This window comes from Streptomyces sp. NPDC053474, assembly GCF_044544845.1.
Lineage (GTDB): Bacteria > Actinomycetota > Actinomycetes > Streptomycetales > Streptomycetaceae > Streptomyces.
Genome location: NZ_JBITXV010000005.1, coordinates 450,552 through 464,075, shown reverse-complemented (window position 1 = coordinate 464,075; position 13,524 = coordinate 450,552). Strand labels below are relative to the sequence as shown.

Genomic DNA, 13,524 nt, shown 5'->3' with positions numbered 1-13,524 from the left:
ATGTCCCCCCGCGCACCCCGTTCCCCCAGCTCCGCGGCTCGCCCCGTGGGAACCGTGACGCGCGGGACGACCAACCCCAACCGCCTGCGCCGCATGGACCGCTGGATCGCCGCCGCCCACGGCGCCGCGCTCCGCCGCGCCGCCGACCCGCTCGCCGTCGACCTCGGCTACGGCGCCGCCCCCTGGACCGCCGTCGAGCTGCTGCTGCGGCTGCGCACCGCCGCCCCGCACGCGCGCGTGGTGGGCATCGAGATCGACCCGGCGCGGGTCGCGGCGGCGCGCCCGTACGAACGGGAGGGGCTCTCCTTCCGGCACGGCGGCTTCGAGGTGCCGCTGCCCGCGCGCCCGGTCCTCATCCGCGCCGCGAACGTGCTGCGCCAGTACGACGAGGGCGAGGTCGCCGCCGTCTGGGAGCGGCTGTGCGCACGGCTCGCCCCCGGCGGGCTGCTCGTCGAGGGGACCTGCGACGAGATCGGGCGACGGCACGTCTGGGTCGCGCTCGGCCCCGAAGGCCCGCGCACGGTGACCTTCGCGGCCCGGCTCGCCTCCCTGGAGCGCCCCTCCGACCTGGCCGAGCGGCTGCCCAAGGCGCTGATCCACCGGAACGTGCCGGGCGAGCCGGTGCACGCCTTCCTGCGCGACTTCGACCGGGCGTGGGCGGCGGCCGCCCCGTACGCGTCGTACGGGGCGCGGCAGCGGTGGATCCGGTCGGTACGCGACCTGCGGGCCGACTGGCCGGTCGTGGACCGCGGTGCGCGGTGGCGGCAGGGCGAAGTGACGGTGCGCTGGGAGGCGCTCGCGCCGCGCGGGGCGTGAGGCGCGCCCGGGGCGTACGACTCACGGGGTGTGAGGCGCCCTTCTCTGACTTCAGGTAGCTGATCGCCTGGCGCGCGGCATGGCCCGCGACTGGAGCACAGGCCCGGCCGGGGGCCAGGTTGCGCGAGGGGAGTGGAGCGAGGCGCCCTGACGCGGGGGAGAGCGTTAAGGTCTTGGCTGAATACCTTGGCCATTCGGATCTTGGCCTGACGCTTCGCGTCTACGAACACCCCATGTGTCCAGCCGCGAGCGCTCCCACAAGGCAGTCGAGAACATTTACGATTACCTGGAGTTGGAGGAGGCTCTTTCAAAATTCGGAGGCGCGCGACACTCCCTATTGTGCATGCGTGCACGCGCAATGTGCACGCATGCACAAAGCTTGCCGAGGGGCGATGTAGGAAGCATAGGATGGGCTCCTCTATCGGCTTCACCTAGCAGCTCCTGAGGTCTGAGCCCCAGCTCGGAGCGCTCTGGAGCGCCTCGTTCCAGATTTATGGACGGCGCGCCTACGAATTGAGTCAGGCGCTAGATGCACCCATTTTTCGCTAGCGAAGAATGGAGGCCCAGGATCGCCTGATGATCACGAAGTTCAATCGTCCTGCGGGTTTGTTGAGCGAGCGGAAGCTGTGGGAAGGTCTCACCGCATACGAACGTTGCTTACCCCGGAGCGGAATTCTTTCACTTCCGCTTCCGGAAACCACTTGATCAATAACCCGATACGGACGGAGGCCATATGGTCCCGCGCACAGGCGTGACCGTCGACATCTGCCCACGCGACCTGCCGATCGCGCTCATCGGCGCCGGAGGAGGTGCGCTCGCCCTCTGGGCGCAGGCTCCGGTCGAGATCGCCATCCCTGTGGTGCTGCTGATCGTGCTCGACGTCCGGGTTCGGCGCATGCGCCGGAGCACCTGACGGCCCAGCGACGGCCCCAGAGCAGCAGCAAGGCCCCCACCGGCGAGGAAACCGCAGGTGGGGGCCTGGAACGCGTGGGCCTACTTCTTCTTGCCCTGGTTCTTCACGGCCTCGATCGCGGCCTTCGCTGCCTCCGGGTCGAGGTACGTGCCGCCCGGGTTCAGGGGCTTGAAGGCGGCGTCCAGGTCGTAGGCGAGGGGGATGCCGGTGGGGATGTTCAGGCCCGCGATGTCGGCGTCGGAGATGCCGTCGAGGTGCTTGACCAGGGCGCGGAGGCTGTTCCCGTGGGCGGCGACCAGGACGGTGCGGCCGGCCAGGAGGTCGGGGACGATGCCGTCGTACCAGTAGGGGAGCATGCGGACGACGACGTCCTTCAGGCACTCCGTGCGGGGGCGCAGCTCCGGCGGGATGGAGGCGTAGCGCGGGTCGTCCGACTGGGAGAACTCGGTGCCGTCCTCCAGGGCGGGCGGCGGGGTGTCGTAGGAGCGGCGCCAGAGCATGAACTGCTCCTCACCGAACTCGGCGAGGGTCTGGGCCTTGTCCTTGCCCTGGAGGGCGCCGTAGTGGCGCTCGTTCAGGCGCCAGGAGCGGTGGACCGGGATCCAGTGGCGGTCCGCGGACTCCAGCGCGAGCTGGGCCGTGCGGATGGCGCGCTTCTGGAGCGAGGTGTGGACGACGTCGGGCAGCAGGCCCGCGTCCTTGAGCAGCTCGCCGCCGCGGACCGCCTCCTTCTCGCCCTTCTCGTTGAGGTTGACGTCCACCCAGCCGGTGAACAGGTTCTTCGCGTTCCATTCGCTCTCGCCGTGGCGGAGGAGGATCAGCTTGTACGGTGCGTCGGCCATGCCCACGAGCGTAATGGAACTCCGGAGGGGGCCGCGTCCCGGAGCGATTGACGCTACCTGTCAAATGAGTAGTCCGCAGGAGCCGCGGTTGCGTAAGTTGTGACTGCTGTTCCTGGTACTTACATGCCCGATCGCCGCGGCGGCCGGGCCCGCACCGCCCCGGGGGTCCTCGCATGCCGCTCACCGCCGCAAGACGCGCCGTCAAGGAATCCGTGTCGGGCCTGCCACCGGCGTTCTGGTGGCTGTGGACCAGCACCCTGGTGAACCGCCTCGGGGCCTTCGTCTCCACGTTCCTGGCGATCTACCTGACCCTGGAGCAGGGCTACTCGGCCACGTACGCGGGCCTCGTCGCGGCCCTGCACGGGCTCGGCGGAGTGGTGTCCTCCCTCGGCGCGGGCGTCCTGACCGACCGCCTGGGGCGGCGGCCCACGCTGCTCATCGCGCAGACGTCCACGGGCCTGTCCGTGGCGCTGCTCGGGTTCATGACCCACCCGGTGGCCATCGCGGCGGTGGCCTTCCTCGTGGGCATGGCGAGCAACGCCTCGCGGCCCGCCGTGCAGGCGATGATGGCCGACATCGTCCGGCCCGAGGACCGCGTCCGCGCCTTCTCGCTGAACTTCTGGGCCATCAACCTCGGCTTCGCCATCTCCTCGGCCGCCGCGGGCTTCATCGCCTCGTACAGCTATCTCGCGGGCTTCCTCCTGGAGGCCGCGATGACCCTCGCGTGCGCGGCCGTCGTCTTCGTGAAGCTCCCGGAGTCGCGGCCCGCGCCCGGCGAGGGGGAGGCGGGTGAAGGGCCGGAGCCCGGGCTCGGCACGGTGCTGCGGGACGGCCGCTTCATGGGCGTCGTCGGGCTCTCCTTCCTGGTCGCGCTGATTTTCCAGCAGGCGTACGTGGGACTGCCGGTCGCGATGGGCGAGGCGGGCTTCAAGCCGAGCGACTACGGCATCGCGATCGCCTTCAACGGCGTCATGATCGTGCTCCTGCAGATCCCGGTGACGCGGTTCATCGAACACCGGGACCCGCAGCGCCTGCTGGTGCTCTCCTCGCTCGTGGCGGGGTACGGCTTCGCCCTCACGGCGTTCGCCGGGTCGGTCGGCCTCATCACCCTCACGGTGTGCCTGTGGACGCTCGCCGAGATCGTCAACGCCCCCACCCAGACGGGCCTGGTCGTCCGCCTCTCGCCGACGAACGCGCGCGGCCGCTACCAGGGCATGTACACCATGTCGTGGGCGGTCGCGGCGCTCGCGGCCCCGCTGATCTCCGGCTCCGTCATCGACCGCTTCGGCGCGGACTGGCTGTGGGGCTTCTGCGCGGTCGTGGGCACGGTCGCGGCCCTCGGGTACTGGGGCCTCATGCGCAACCTCCCGGACCCGGTGGCGTACGAGAGCGGGCCGCGGCCCGGCAGCGGCAGGGAGAAGGCGGCGGAGAAGGCCGACGCCAGCGGCTGAAAGCCCCCGGCCCGGCCGCTACGGTGACAGCAGTGCCGGGACCGTCCAGGGACCCCAGGGAGAGTGACCCGACCATGGCCGAACCACTGAAGACCTTCATCGGCGGCGAGGAGGTCGAGGTGCCCAACACGATCCCGGACATCCGCGCCGCCCTCCCCGAGGACCGGCGCGCGGACTTCGACCGCGCCATCAACGGGGCGGGGGTCGACGAGATCCACTCGGTGATGCGCCACTGGATGCTCCAGGCCGTGCCCGACCCCGAGGCCGAGGCCCTCCTCGACCGCCTCGCGGCCGACGAGGCCGAGAGGCGGAGCATCGCGTGAGCCGTCACCGGAGCCGGAGCTACCGGATCACTTACGCGCCGCCCGCCGACGACACCCTCGCCAAGATGGGCGACGCCGACCAGTTCCGGGCGGCGATGGAGCGCACCCTCGGCCGGGACCCCTACGGGCACGGTTCGACGGCCGTGGACCAGGAGCGGGACCGCAGGGAGGCGACGGTCGGCGGCGCGATCGTCCTCTACTACGTGTCGGGTTCGGTCCTGACGGTGACCGTCGTCCGCCTGGTCCCCTTCAGTTGAGTCCTGCCTTCAGCTGAGTTCCAGGGAGCGCTGGGCCTCGTACAGATTCCGGGGACGTACGGCACCGGGTGAACCGTAGGCCTCGATGCGGGAGGCGAGCTCTCCGGAGAAGTCCGGTACGTCGATCTGGTCGAACTCCCGCACAAGGGAGATGCCGACCGTGGCGCTGTACGGTGCGATGTCGTCAATTTTGATCAGTCCGGCGCGCTGGTTGCTGACGGTGACGTTCCAGTGGGTGAACCGGGCGCCGTAGAGGGGCCCGGCGCTGGCGTCGCCGCCGTGCCGCCCGTCGTTGTTGACGACGATCTCCGTGCGGACGTTCGCGAACGGCATGCCCCGGTGCGTGTCGAAGGTGCCCGTCTCCATGCGGCCGCGCGACCAGACGTTGTACGAGGACAGCCCCTCCACGTTGATGCCGTGCAGCTGCGTCCCCGGGGGCGCGGGCACGGTCCGCCGCTCGACGCGGAAGTCCTCGATCAGGTTGTCGTGCGAGCCCTCGCGGCAGAAGTACGGGTGGTGCGCGCCGCGCCCGCCGACGGAGGTGCGGCGCAGGGTGCAGGCGGACGCGGCAACGAGCCCGAAGCCGTTGTCCACGTGCCGCACGCGCACGTCGTCGGCCCAGCAGTCGTACGCGCACTGGAAGGCGACGCCGTTGAACCCCTTGTCGAGGAGGTGTGGCGACTGCGGCGTCTCCATGGCCTCCAGGGTGAGCCCTTCGACGCCGGAGCCGGTGAGGGCGGTGACGTGGGTGGTGAGCAGCGGATTCCACTCGGGCCGCACGTCGAGCGGGAGCGGCCGCTCAAGGGTGACCGCGCGCCCGTGCACCTCGGTGACCCGTACGGGCCACTCGTAGGGGACGTACGAGGTCAGCTTCGTCTTGTCGTCCCAGGAGTACGCCTCGGGGCCCGGGCCGCCGCCCGCCATGTGCTCCAGGAGGGTGTGGCCGCGGTCGTCGGCGAGGCGGAGGAGGACGAGGTCGCCGGGGCGCACGCGCGCGGGGTCCGCGACGCGCACGGTCCGGTCGCCGCGGCGGGCGGGGGAGAGGGCGGTGAGGCCGCGCCACTGGTCCCGCCGGTTTCCGGTCCACCCCTCGAAGGGCCACTGCCCGGCCCGGATCGCGGCGACGAGGGAGTCCCAACGCTCCTGCGGGCACAGCCAGATGAGCCCTCCGGCCCAGGACCAGCTGGACTTGTCCCCGCCGTAGCGGCTGCCGTAGGGGCCGATCAGCTCGGTGAGGTGGCGGGTGGCGACGAGCGTGGTGCGGCCGCTGCCCGCGCCGCGCAGCACGACGTCGTCGTGCGCGATCCGGACGACGCCGTCGATCCGGTACGTGCCGGGTTCGAGCTGGACCGTGCCCCCGCCGGCCCTTCCGGCGGCGGCGAGGGCACGGTTGATCGCGGGCGCGGCGTCCGCCCCTGCGTCGGGGCGGCGGACGGGGAAGACGGCGCGCGGCCTTCGAAAGCGGCGCTCGCCCCCTCGGTACCCGGCGCGGCCCACGTAGGGGATCTGCGGGTGGGCGTAAGGGTTCCGGGCGAACTCCCGCCAGAGCGCGGCCGGGTGGGGCTCCCCGGCCGCGGCGGGCCCGGCCCCGGTCGCGGCGGCGGTCGCGACGGCGAGGGCTCCGCCCAGGACACCGCGTCTGCTGAGGTTGGGCATGGGGCCCTCATCTCCTCGCGGGTGTTTATGTGGATGAACGAGGTTCACGTCCGCGTCGAGCGGGAGCATGGCACGGCACCGCACCGCGCGGGAACCCCTCGGTGCGGCTCAGATCCATGAACGGCCACTAACGGGCCCTGCCGGGCGGGCAGTTCGCAGAAGGGAGGGGGTTGCACGGAGGGCGGCGAGCGGCGCTCGGGGGGCTGAGCGCGCGTACGTGCGCCGTTGACGCGCCCCGTTGCCCGGTGCATGGAATGGAGAGCAGGCAGTACGTCTCACGCCTTCGAGGAGGAGACCATGGCTGAATCCCCTGAGCGCGACACCTGTATGAGCGGTTGCCAGTGCGGTCCGGGCTGCAGTTGCGGCTGCCAGTCGGGTGGGCCTTGCCAGTGTGGCGGCGGCTGCGGCTGACGCTCCGCTGGGCTTAGCGGAGGGCGCCGGGCCCGGGGCCCGGCGCCCATCCCCCGGGCCAAGCCCGTCCAAGGGGTCAGGCCCGTCCAAGGGGTCAGGCCCGTCCAAGGGGTCAGGCACGTCCCAGGGGTCAGGCCCCCTCCACAGCCGTGCTGCCCGGCTGCAGCTCATCCGCGTGCTCGCCCGTCACCAGGTACACCACCCGGTTGGCCACGGACACCGCATGGTCCGCGAACCGCTCGTAGTAGCGGCCGAGCAGCGTCACGTCGACCGCGGTCTCGATGCCGTGCTTCCAGCGGTCGTCCATGAGGTGCTGGAAGAGCGTGCGGTGCAGCAGGTCCATCTCGTCGTCGTCCTGCTCCAGCTGGAGCGCCAGGTCGACGTCCTTGGTGATGATGACCTCCGCCGCCTTGGCCATCAGGCGCTGCGCGAGCTGGCCCATCTCCAGGATGGTCGCGTGCAGGTCGCGCGGCACCGGCGACTCCGGGAAGCGCAGCCGCGCGAGCTTCGCCACGTGCTGGGCGAGGTCGCCGGACCGCTCCAGGTCGGCGCTCATCCGCAGCGAGGTCACGACGATGCGCAGGTCGGTGGCCACCGGCTGCTGGCGGGCCAGCAGTGCTATCGCGCGGGCCTCCAGGTCGTGCTGGAGGTCGTCGACCTTCTGGTCGGCGGCGATCACGGTCTCCGCGAGCTTCAGGTCCGCGTCGAGCATGGCCGTGGTGGCGCGCCCGATCGCCGACCCGACGAGACGGGCCATCTCGACCAGTCCCTCGCCGATCGAGTCAAGTTCCTCGTGGTACGCGTCACGCATCTGGCTGTCCCTCTCTCGTACGTCACAGGGGCGGGCCCCTACGTCATCAGGGGTTCTCCCCTACGCTCCCACGGTGTGGTGCGCACGCGTCCGTTACCGGCATCACAAGTGAATCGCCCCTGTCCTCCAGGTGAACGGTGGGATACGCCCCCTGCGCCCCGGAACGAACCGCTCCGCCGACCCGGCCACCCAAAATGAACCATCACTGTCCCCTCGGTGAACTCTGAGCGACGACTGTTCGAGGGGCCACTCGGATGGCTGTGGCTGGTGCTCCGACCACGCATAACCTTGGAGGCATGGACGTGAACGCGGCGGTCGCCGCAGCGGCAGCGATCGCCGGGGTGTGCACCGGTGTCATCGCCATGCTGGCGTTCCGCTGGAGCGAACGCGACCAGAAACGCCCCACTAGGACTTCCCTGCACACCGACCCCGTACTCCCACCCGGCGTCGACACCGTGCTCTCGGTGCTGCGCTCATCCGCCGTCGTGCTCGACGAGGCGGACAGCGTGGTCAAGGCCAGCTCGGCCGCGTACGCGCTCGGTCTCGTACGCGGCGGGAAACTGGCCGTCGAGCCCATGCTCCAGATGGCCAGGGACACCCGGCGCGACGGCGAGATACGGCAGGTCGAGCTGGACCTGCCGCGCCGCGGCACCGGCAGGGGCGACGCCCTCGCGGTCTCCGCGCGCGTGGCCCCGCTGGGCTCCCGGCTCGTCCTGCTGCTCGTCGAGGACCTCACCGAGGCCCGCCGCATCGAGGCCGTGCGCCGCGACTTCGTGGCGAACGTGAGCCATGAGCTGAAGACCCCGGTCGGCGCCCTCAGCCTCCTCTCCGAGGCCGTCATGGACGCCGCCGACGACCCCGAGGCCGTCGAGCGCTTCGCGGGCCGGATGCAGAACGAGGCGACCCGCCTGACCAACCTCGTGCAGGAGCTGATCGACCTCTCCCGGGTGCAGAACGACGACCCCCTGGAGGACGCCGAGCCGGTCCGCGTGGACGAGCTCGTCGCCGAGGCGATCGACCGCTGCCGCCACCAGGCGGGCACGAAGCAGATCACGATGGCCGCGGGCGGCACCGCCGACCTGCACGTCTGGGGCAACCGCGGCCAGCTGGCCGCCGCCCTCGGCAACCTCGTGGAGAACGCCGTGAACTACTCGCCCGCCCGCACCCGCGTGGGCATAGCGGCCCGGCGGGTCAACGCCCCCGGCGGGGACCTCATCGAGGTCGCGGTCACGGACCAGGGCATTGGCATCTCGGACAAGGACAAGGAGCGCATCTTCGAGCGCTTCTACCGCGTCGACCCGGCCCGCTCCCGCGCCACCGGCGGTACGGGCCTCGGCCTCGCCATCGTCAAGCACGTGGCGGCCTCGCACGCCGGGGAGGTCACCGTGTGGAGCTCGGAGGGACAGGGCTCCACCTTCACCCTGCGCCTGCCCGAGGCGGGCGCGACCCGCGAGCGCGGAGCCGGGCACGGCTTCGGCGACGAGGGCGCGCGCCAGGGCGCCAGGCCCGACGACACAACCGCATACGAACCCATTCCTGCCGCCCCGGAGGTCCTTCCGTGACCCGAGTGCTCGTCGTCGAGGACGAGGAATCCTTCAGCGACGCCCTGTCGTACATGCTCCGCAAGGAGGGCTTCGAGGTCGCGATCGCGGCCACCGGCCCGGACGGACTCGACGAATTCGAGCGCAATGGCGCCGACCTCGTCCTGCTCGACCTGATGCTGCCGGGCCTGCCCGGCACGGAGGTCTGCCGCCAGCTGCGCAGCCGCTCCAACGTCCCGGTGATCATGGTCACCGCCAAGGACAGCGAGATCGACAAGGTCGTCGGACTCGAAATAGGAGCCGATGACTACGTCACCAAGCCGTTCTCGTCGCGTGAGCTGGTCGCCCGCATCCGCGCGGTCCTGCGCCGCAGGGGCGAGCCGGAGGAGGTCACCCCGCAGGCCCTGGAGGCGGGCCCGGTCCGCATGGACGTCGACCGGCACGTCGTCACGGTCTCCGGCTCCAAGGTCGACCTGCCCCTCAAGGAGTTCGACCTCCTGGAGATGCTGCTGCGCAACGCGGGCCGCGTCCTGACCCGCATGCAGCTCATCGACCGCGTCTGGGGCGCCGACTACGTGGGCGACACCAAGACCCTCGACGTCCACGTCAAGCGCCTGCGCGCCAAGATCGAGCCAGACCCCGGCGCCCCCCGCTACTTGGTGACGGTACGAGGCCTGGGCTACAAGTTCGAGCCGTAAACCCCCGCGGGAGCGCCCCAAAGGGGCGCGGGGAACTGCGCGCCCAGCCACACACGGCCCGCAGGTCGGAACAACAGCACGTACGGGAGAGGGCGGGAACCCCAAAGGGTTCCCGCCCTCTCCCGTACGTGCGCGGCCTCAGTGCCCCGCGGCCTCGTGCGAGGCCCCCGCATCGGCGTCCGCCCCGTTAGCCGGGGCCCCCGCCTCACCGGAAGGGTTGCCCGACGGAGCCCCAGAGGCCCCCTCAGACGGCTTCCCGGACGGCTTGCCAGAGGGAGAGCCAGAGGGCTTACCGGAGGGCTTCCCGGAAGGGGAGCCGGACGGCTTGGCGTCCGGCGCCTTCGGCAGCTCGCTAGGCCCCCACTTCTCGAAGTAGCTCTCGGCGGGCACGACGAACGACTTCAGCTTGACGGCGCCGGTCTTGTCGAAGGCGAAGGTCACAGGCTGCGCGTTGCCGTCCTTGACGGCCTCGCGGCTGCTCGGCAGGACGGCGGACGCGTTGTCCTTGCCGCCGATGACGACGGAGCCGTGGGCCGGGATGACCAGGCCGCCGCCCTTGCCCTTCTTGCCGGGGCGGTCGCCCTTGGCGGGGCTCAGGGCGGCCTTCTTGCCCGTGCCGTCGACCGTGATCGACTCCAGGGTCTGGGCGGTGCGGCCGTTGTTGAAGACGGTCGCGGAGATCACCGCGGGACCGGTCGACTCGCGGTCCGGCTGCGTGATGATCATGGCGTTCTGGATCTTGATGTCGCCGACGGCGGTCGCCGCGTTGTCCGGCTTGATCTCGATCGTCTGGGCGTTGTTCCCGGCACCGCAAGCGGTGAGCGAGGCGAGCGAGATCGCGAGGGCGGTGGCGGCGATGGCGCCGCGTCGAAGGCTGCGGCTCACGGCGGCGGCAACTCCTTGAACGTGGGCGATACGGGCGGGCGGTTGCCCTAAGGGTGTGTCAGCGCGCTTAGGTTACCGAGCCGTTCCCGCACCGCGGCACCCGACCCGCCCCTACGTGCCACCAACCTCCGGCGCCTCCACCGCCCCACGCTTCCCATTGGCCTCACGTTTCGGCATTCGTATAACCACGTCAGTGGTGTCCCGGGGATTTCCCGTAAGGAATGCGGGGTGGGCCGGAAATTGATCAGCGTCCGGGTCGTCGCCGTATCGCGGTCGTATCGCCGCCGTATCGGCAAGCGCATCGGAGCGCGGTTCCGGCGCATGGGGCGCCCGCGCTTCTTGATCAATTCTGGATTCGCTCCCGCGCGGCCCGCACTTCGCCGCTCACCGGCGGGCGTACACGTGTCCCCGGTCACCGAACGGAGTAGCGGAAGTTCACCTGAGGGAACCCGGCAAACCGGGACGTTCGTCCCCTTGGGGCGCTCTCGCGGGGTGTGTAACGTGGGCGTTTCACCGTCGCCGGAGAGCGGCTCCGACCTGCGAATACCCCCTTCCGCAGCCGGTCCGCAGCACGTTCCTGTTGCTGTTGTCAAGCCCCGAGATATGCCCTGACCTGCGAAAACGCCATTCAGAAGACGCCGTATCCGTGTTACCCTGGATAGCCACGGAAGGGGTACCTGTCACATGACGTTCAAGGTTGGCGACACCGTGGTCTATCCCCATCACGGGGCCGCGCTGATCGAGGCCATCGAAACTCGTCAGATCAAAGGCGTGGACAAGACCTACTTGGTGCTGAAGGTCGCCCAGGGCGACTTGACGGTACGTGTGCCAGCGGACAACGCGGAGTTCGTCGGTGTGCGTGATGTGGTCGGCCAGGACGGCCTGGACCGGGTCTTCGAAGTACTGCGCGCGCCGTACGCCGAAGAGCCCACGAACTGGTCGCGTCGCTACAAGGCAAATCTCGAGAAGCTCGCCTCCGGCGACGTCATCAAGGTCGCGGAAGTAGTCCGTGACCTGTGGCGCCGGGAGCGGGAGCGCGGGCTGTCCGCCGGAGAGAAGCGCATGCTCGCCAAGGCCCGTCAGATCCTGGTGAGCGAGCTCGCGCTCGCGGAGAACACGAACGAGGACAAGGCCGAGGCCCTGCTCGACGAGGTCCTCGCGTCCTGACGACCGAAGCCGTCGCTCCGGCGCGTGCGGACACCGCCCCACCTGGGTGCACGTCCGGAATGGTCGCGTCCGGAATGATTCCGGGATGAAGGAACTGCCGCAGTGCCCGCCGACCCCTGAGGGGTGTCGCCGGGCACTGCGGCATGTTCGTACCCAAATGCGTACCCAACAGCGCTCGTACGCACGTCAAGGCTCTTGCACGCACATCGCCGCACGCACATCACGCTCGGGACGCACGCACATCACGCTCGGGATCCGGGGCCCGGCCACGCCCTGTCGTCCCCCGGACTTCACCGGCGGTTGGCGGGCACGGAAAGATCCCCCGGTACTTTGGCGTGCCGGGCTCGGGCAGCTGGCTCGACCAGATGTCACGGAAGGGTCCGGTCAAGGCGTCGCGCCCGGCACGGTGTGGCCATACCCATGTCGCCCGAGCGCACAAACCTGAACGGAACCGATGTCTGACGTAACCTCTCGCACCGCGGCCGTGATCCCCGCCGCGGGCCGCGGCGTACGCCTCGGCCCCGGTGCTCCCAAGGCCCTGCGCGCCCTCAACGGCACGCCGATGCTCGTCCACGCCGTGCGCGCCCTGGCCGCCTCGCGCGCCGTCGCGCTCGTCGTGGTCGTCGCCCCGCCGGACGGCGCCACCGAGGTCAAGACGCTGCTCACCGACCACGCGCTGCCCGAGCGCACCGACGTCGTCGTCGTGCCCGGCGGCGCCACCCGCCAGGAGTCGGTGAAACTCGGCCTCGACGCGCTCCCGCCGGACGTCGACGTCGTCCTCGTGCACGACGCGGCCCGCCCGCTCGTGCCCGTCGACACCGTCGACACCGTCATCGAGACCGTCCGCGACGGGGCGCCCGCCGTGGTGCCCGCGCTGCCGCTCGCCGACACCGTCAAGGAGGTCGAGCCCGGTGCGCCGGGGGCGCCCGAGCCGGTCCTCGCCACGCCCGAGCGCGCGCGGCTGCGCGCCGTGCAGACGCCCCAGGGCTTCGATCGCGCCACCCTGGTCCGCGCCCACGAGGCCGACGTCGTCGGCGAGGGCGCCACGGACGACGCCGGGCTCGTCGAGCGGCTCGGCGAGCCGGTCGTGCTCGTCCCCGGCCACGAGGAGGCGTTCAAGGTGACCCGCCCCCTCGACCTCGTGCTCGCCGAGGCCGTACTCGCCCGCAGGAGGGCCAACGATGGCTTCTGAACCGCTGCCGTACCCGCTGCCGCAGGTCGGCGTCGGCACCGACATCCACGCCTTCGAGGACGGCCGCGAGCTGTGGTGCGCCGGGCTCAAGTGGGAGGGCGAGGGGCCCGGGCTCGCCGGGCACTCCGACGCGGACGTCGTCGCGCACGCCGCGTGCAACGCGCTGTTCTCCGCCGCCGGGCTCGGCGACCTCGGCGCCCACTTCGGCACCGGCAGGCCCGAGTGGGCCGGGGCCTCGGGGCTCACGCTGCTCACCGAGGCCGCGCGGATCGTCCGCGCGGCCGGTTTCACCATCGGCAACGTCTCCGTCCAGGTGATCGGGGACCGGCCGAAGATCGGCAAGCGCCGCGAGGAGGCCCAGAAGGTCCTCTCGGACGCGGTCGGCGCCCCGGTCTCCGTCTCCGGCGCCACCACGGACGGCCTCGGCTTCCCCGGCCGCGGCGACGGGCTCGTCGGCATCGCCACGGCGCTGGTGGTCCGTACGGGCTGATCCGTACGGGCTGAGAGGGGGCCGAAACCCGCCCCGCCCCGTGGTGCGGAACAGCGGGATCCGATAGGGGT

Annotated in this window: 14 protein-coding genes; 10 read left to right on the top strand and 4 right to left on the bottom strand. The window is 71.1% G+C overall.

The genetic code is table 11. The annotated features are described in order from the left end of the window. Positions 1–45 precede the first annotated feature (45 nt). Positions 46–816 (top strand): trans-aconitate 2-methyltransferase, encoded by a 771-nt coding sequence (locus tag ACIG3E_RS14930; RefSeq protein ID WP_242719512.1) that lies wholly within the window; start codon positions 46–48, stop codon positions 814–816. A 751-nt stretch (positions 817–1,567) separates the two neighbouring features. Continuing rightward, positions 1,568–1,729 carry a hypothetical protein gene (locus tag ACIG3E_RS14925; RefSeq protein WP_399615629.1) on the top strand — a complete coding sequence of 54 codons (162 nt, stop codon included), beginning with the start codon at positions 1,568–1,570 and terminating at the stop codon, positions 1,727–1,729. 80 nt (positions 1,730–1,809) lie between these two features. Here ACIG3E_RS14925 and ACIG3E_RS14920 read toward each other — a convergent pair whose 3' ends face one another. Next, positions 1,810–2,571 carry a phosphoglyceromutase gene (locus ACIG3E_RS14920; protein WP_399615627.1) on the bottom strand — a complete coding sequence of 254 codons (762 nt, stop codon included), beginning with the start codon at positions 2,569–2,571 and terminating at the stop codon, positions 1,810–1,812. Between the two features lie 173 nt (positions 2,572–2,744). Between ACIG3E_RS14920 and ACIG3E_RS14915 the strand changes: the two genes are divergently transcribed. The 3 genes from ACIG3E_RS14915 to ACIG3E_RS14905 all read left to right on the top strand — a co-directional run bounded on the left by ACIG3E_RS14915 (position 2,745) and on the right by ACIG3E_RS14905 (position 4,602). Continuing rightward, positions 2,745–4,022, top strand: a complete 1,278-nt coding sequence (locus ACIG3E_RS14915) for an MDR family MFS transporter (RefSeq protein ID WP_399615625.1) — start codon at positions 2,745–2,747, stop codon at positions 4,020–4,022. Positions 4,023–4,096: 74 nt separating this feature from the next. Then, the gene (locus ACIG3E_RS14910; RefSeq protein ID WP_138960437.1) at positions 4,097–4,345 is read left to right on the top strand and encodes a hypothetical protein; all 249 of its coding nucleotides are present in this window, start codon (positions 4,097–4,099) and stop codon (positions 4,343–4,345) included. Positions 4,346–4,410: 65 nt separating this feature from the next. Next, positions 4,411–4,602, top strand: a complete 192-nt coding sequence (locus tag ACIG3E_RS14905) for a hypothetical protein (RefSeq protein WP_399615832.1) — start codon at positions 4,411–4,413, stop codon at positions 4,600–4,602. Positions 4,603–4,611: 9 nt separating this feature from the next. On the opposite strand, the gene ACIG3E_RS14900 is transcribed toward ACIG3E_RS14905, so the two are convergent. Beyond that, a complete protein-coding gene (locus ACIG3E_RS14900; protein ID WP_399615622.1) occupies positions 4,612–6,258 on the bottom strand; it encodes a hypothetical protein in 1,647 nt (548 codons plus the stop codon). Positions 6,259–6,799: 541 nt separating this feature from the next. Beyond that, the gene (phoU, locus tag ACIG3E_RS14895) at positions 6,800–7,480 is read right to left on the bottom strand and encodes a phosphate signaling complex protein PhoU (protein WP_399615620.1); all 681 of its coding nucleotides are present in this window, start codon (positions 7,478–7,480) and stop codon (positions 6,800–6,802) included. A gap of 296 nt (positions 7,481–7,776) precedes the next feature. Between phoU and ACIG3E_RS14890 the strand changes: the two genes are divergently transcribed. Both ACIG3E_RS14890 and ACIG3E_RS14885 read left to right on the top strand, forming a co-directional pair. Next, positions 7,777–9,042, top strand: coding sequence for a sensor histidine kinase (locus ACIG3E_RS14890; protein WP_399615618.1), 1,266 nt, complete (start codon positions 7,777–7,779; stop codon positions 9,040–9,042). After that, entirely contained in the window at positions 9,039–9,719 is a 681-nt protein-coding gene (locus ACIG3E_RS14885) for a response regulator transcription factor (RefSeq protein ID WP_030682312.1), read from the top strand. The genes ACIG3E_RS14890 and ACIG3E_RS14885 overlap by 4 nt, the downstream gene beginning before the upstream one ends. Before the next feature lie 138 nt (positions 9,720–9,857). Here ACIG3E_RS14885 and ACIG3E_RS14880 read toward each other — a convergent pair whose 3' ends face one another. After that, positions 9,858–10,604 carry a DUF461 domain-containing protein gene (locus ACIG3E_RS14880; protein ID WP_399615616.1) on the bottom strand — a complete coding sequence of 249 codons (747 nt, stop codon included), beginning with the start codon at positions 10,602–10,604 and terminating at the stop codon, positions 9,858–9,860. A 684-nt stretch (positions 10,605–11,288) separates the two neighbouring features. On the opposite strand from ACIG3E_RS14880, the gene ACIG3E_RS14875 reads away from it, so the two are divergent. The 3 genes from ACIG3E_RS14875 (at position 11,289) to ispF (ending at position 13,453) form a co-directional block, all read left to right on the top strand. Then, positions 11,289–11,771: a CarD family transcriptional regulator gene (locus tag ACIG3E_RS14875; RefSeq protein ID WP_003953493.1), complete on the top strand. Its 483-nt coding sequence runs from the start codon at positions 11,289–11,291 to the stop codon at positions 11,769–11,771. A gap of 454 nt (positions 11,772–12,225) precedes the next feature. After that, a complete protein-coding gene (gene ispD / locus ACIG3E_RS14870) occupies positions 12,226–12,963 on the top strand; it encodes a 2-C-methyl-D-erythritol 4-phosphate cytidylyltransferase (RefSeq protein WP_399615614.1) in 738 nt (245 codons plus the stop codon). After that, positions 12,953–13,453 carry a 2-C-methyl-D-erythritol 2,4-cyclodiphosphate synthase gene (ispF, locus tag ACIG3E_RS14865; RefSeq protein ID WP_399615612.1) on the top strand — a complete coding sequence of 167 codons (501 nt, stop codon included), beginning with the start codon at positions 12,953–12,955 and terminating at the stop codon, positions 13,451–13,453. Before ispD ends, ispF begins: the two co-directional genes overlap by 11 nt. Positions 13,454–13,524: the final 71 nt, after the last annotated feature.

What these genes read in the sequence shown, in the direction of transcription:
- ACIG3E_RS14915 (WP_399615625.1), top strand. Translation starts at nt 2,745, where the DNA reads ATGCCGCTCACCGCCGCAAGACGCGCCGTCAAGGAATCCGTGTCGGGC.
- ispF (WP_399615612.1), top strand. Translation starts at nt 12,953, where the DNA reads ATGGCTTCTGAACCGCTGCCGTACCCGCTGCCGCAGGTCGGCGTCGGC.
- ispD (WP_399615614.1), top strand. Translation starts at nt 12,226, where the DNA reads ATGTCTGACGTAACCTCTCGCACCGCGGCCGTGATCCCCGCCGCGGGC.
- ACIG3E_RS14910 (WP_138960437.1), top strand. Translation starts at nt 4,097, where the DNA reads ATGGCCGAACCACTGAAGACCTTCATCGGCGGCGAGGAGGTCGAGGTG.
- ACIG3E_RS14900 (WP_399615622.1), bottom strand. Translation starts at nt 6,258, where the DNA reads ATGCCCAACCTCAGCAGACGCGGTGTCCTGGGCGGAGCCCTCGCCGTC.
- ACIG3E_RS14875 (WP_003953493.1), top strand. Translation starts at nt 11,289, where the DNA reads ATGACGTTCAAGGTTGGCGACACCGTGGTCTATCCCCATCACGGGGCC.
- phoU (WP_399615620.1), bottom strand. Translation starts at nt 7,480, where the DNA reads ATGCGTGACGCGTACCACGAGGAACTTGACTCGATCGGCGAGGGACTG.
- ACIG3E_RS14905 (WP_399615832.1), top strand. Translation starts at nt 4,411, where the DNA reads ATGGGCGACGCCGACCAGTTCCGGGCGGCGATGGAGCGCACCCTCGGC.
- ACIG3E_RS14920 (WP_399615627.1), bottom strand. Translation starts at nt 2,571, where the DNA reads ATGGCCGACGCACCGTACAAGCTGATCCTCCTCCGCCACGGCGAGAGC.
- ACIG3E_RS14890 (WP_399615618.1), top strand. Translation starts at nt 7,777, where the DNA reads ATGGACGTGAACGCGGCGGTCGCCGCAGCGGCAGCGATCGCCGGGGTG.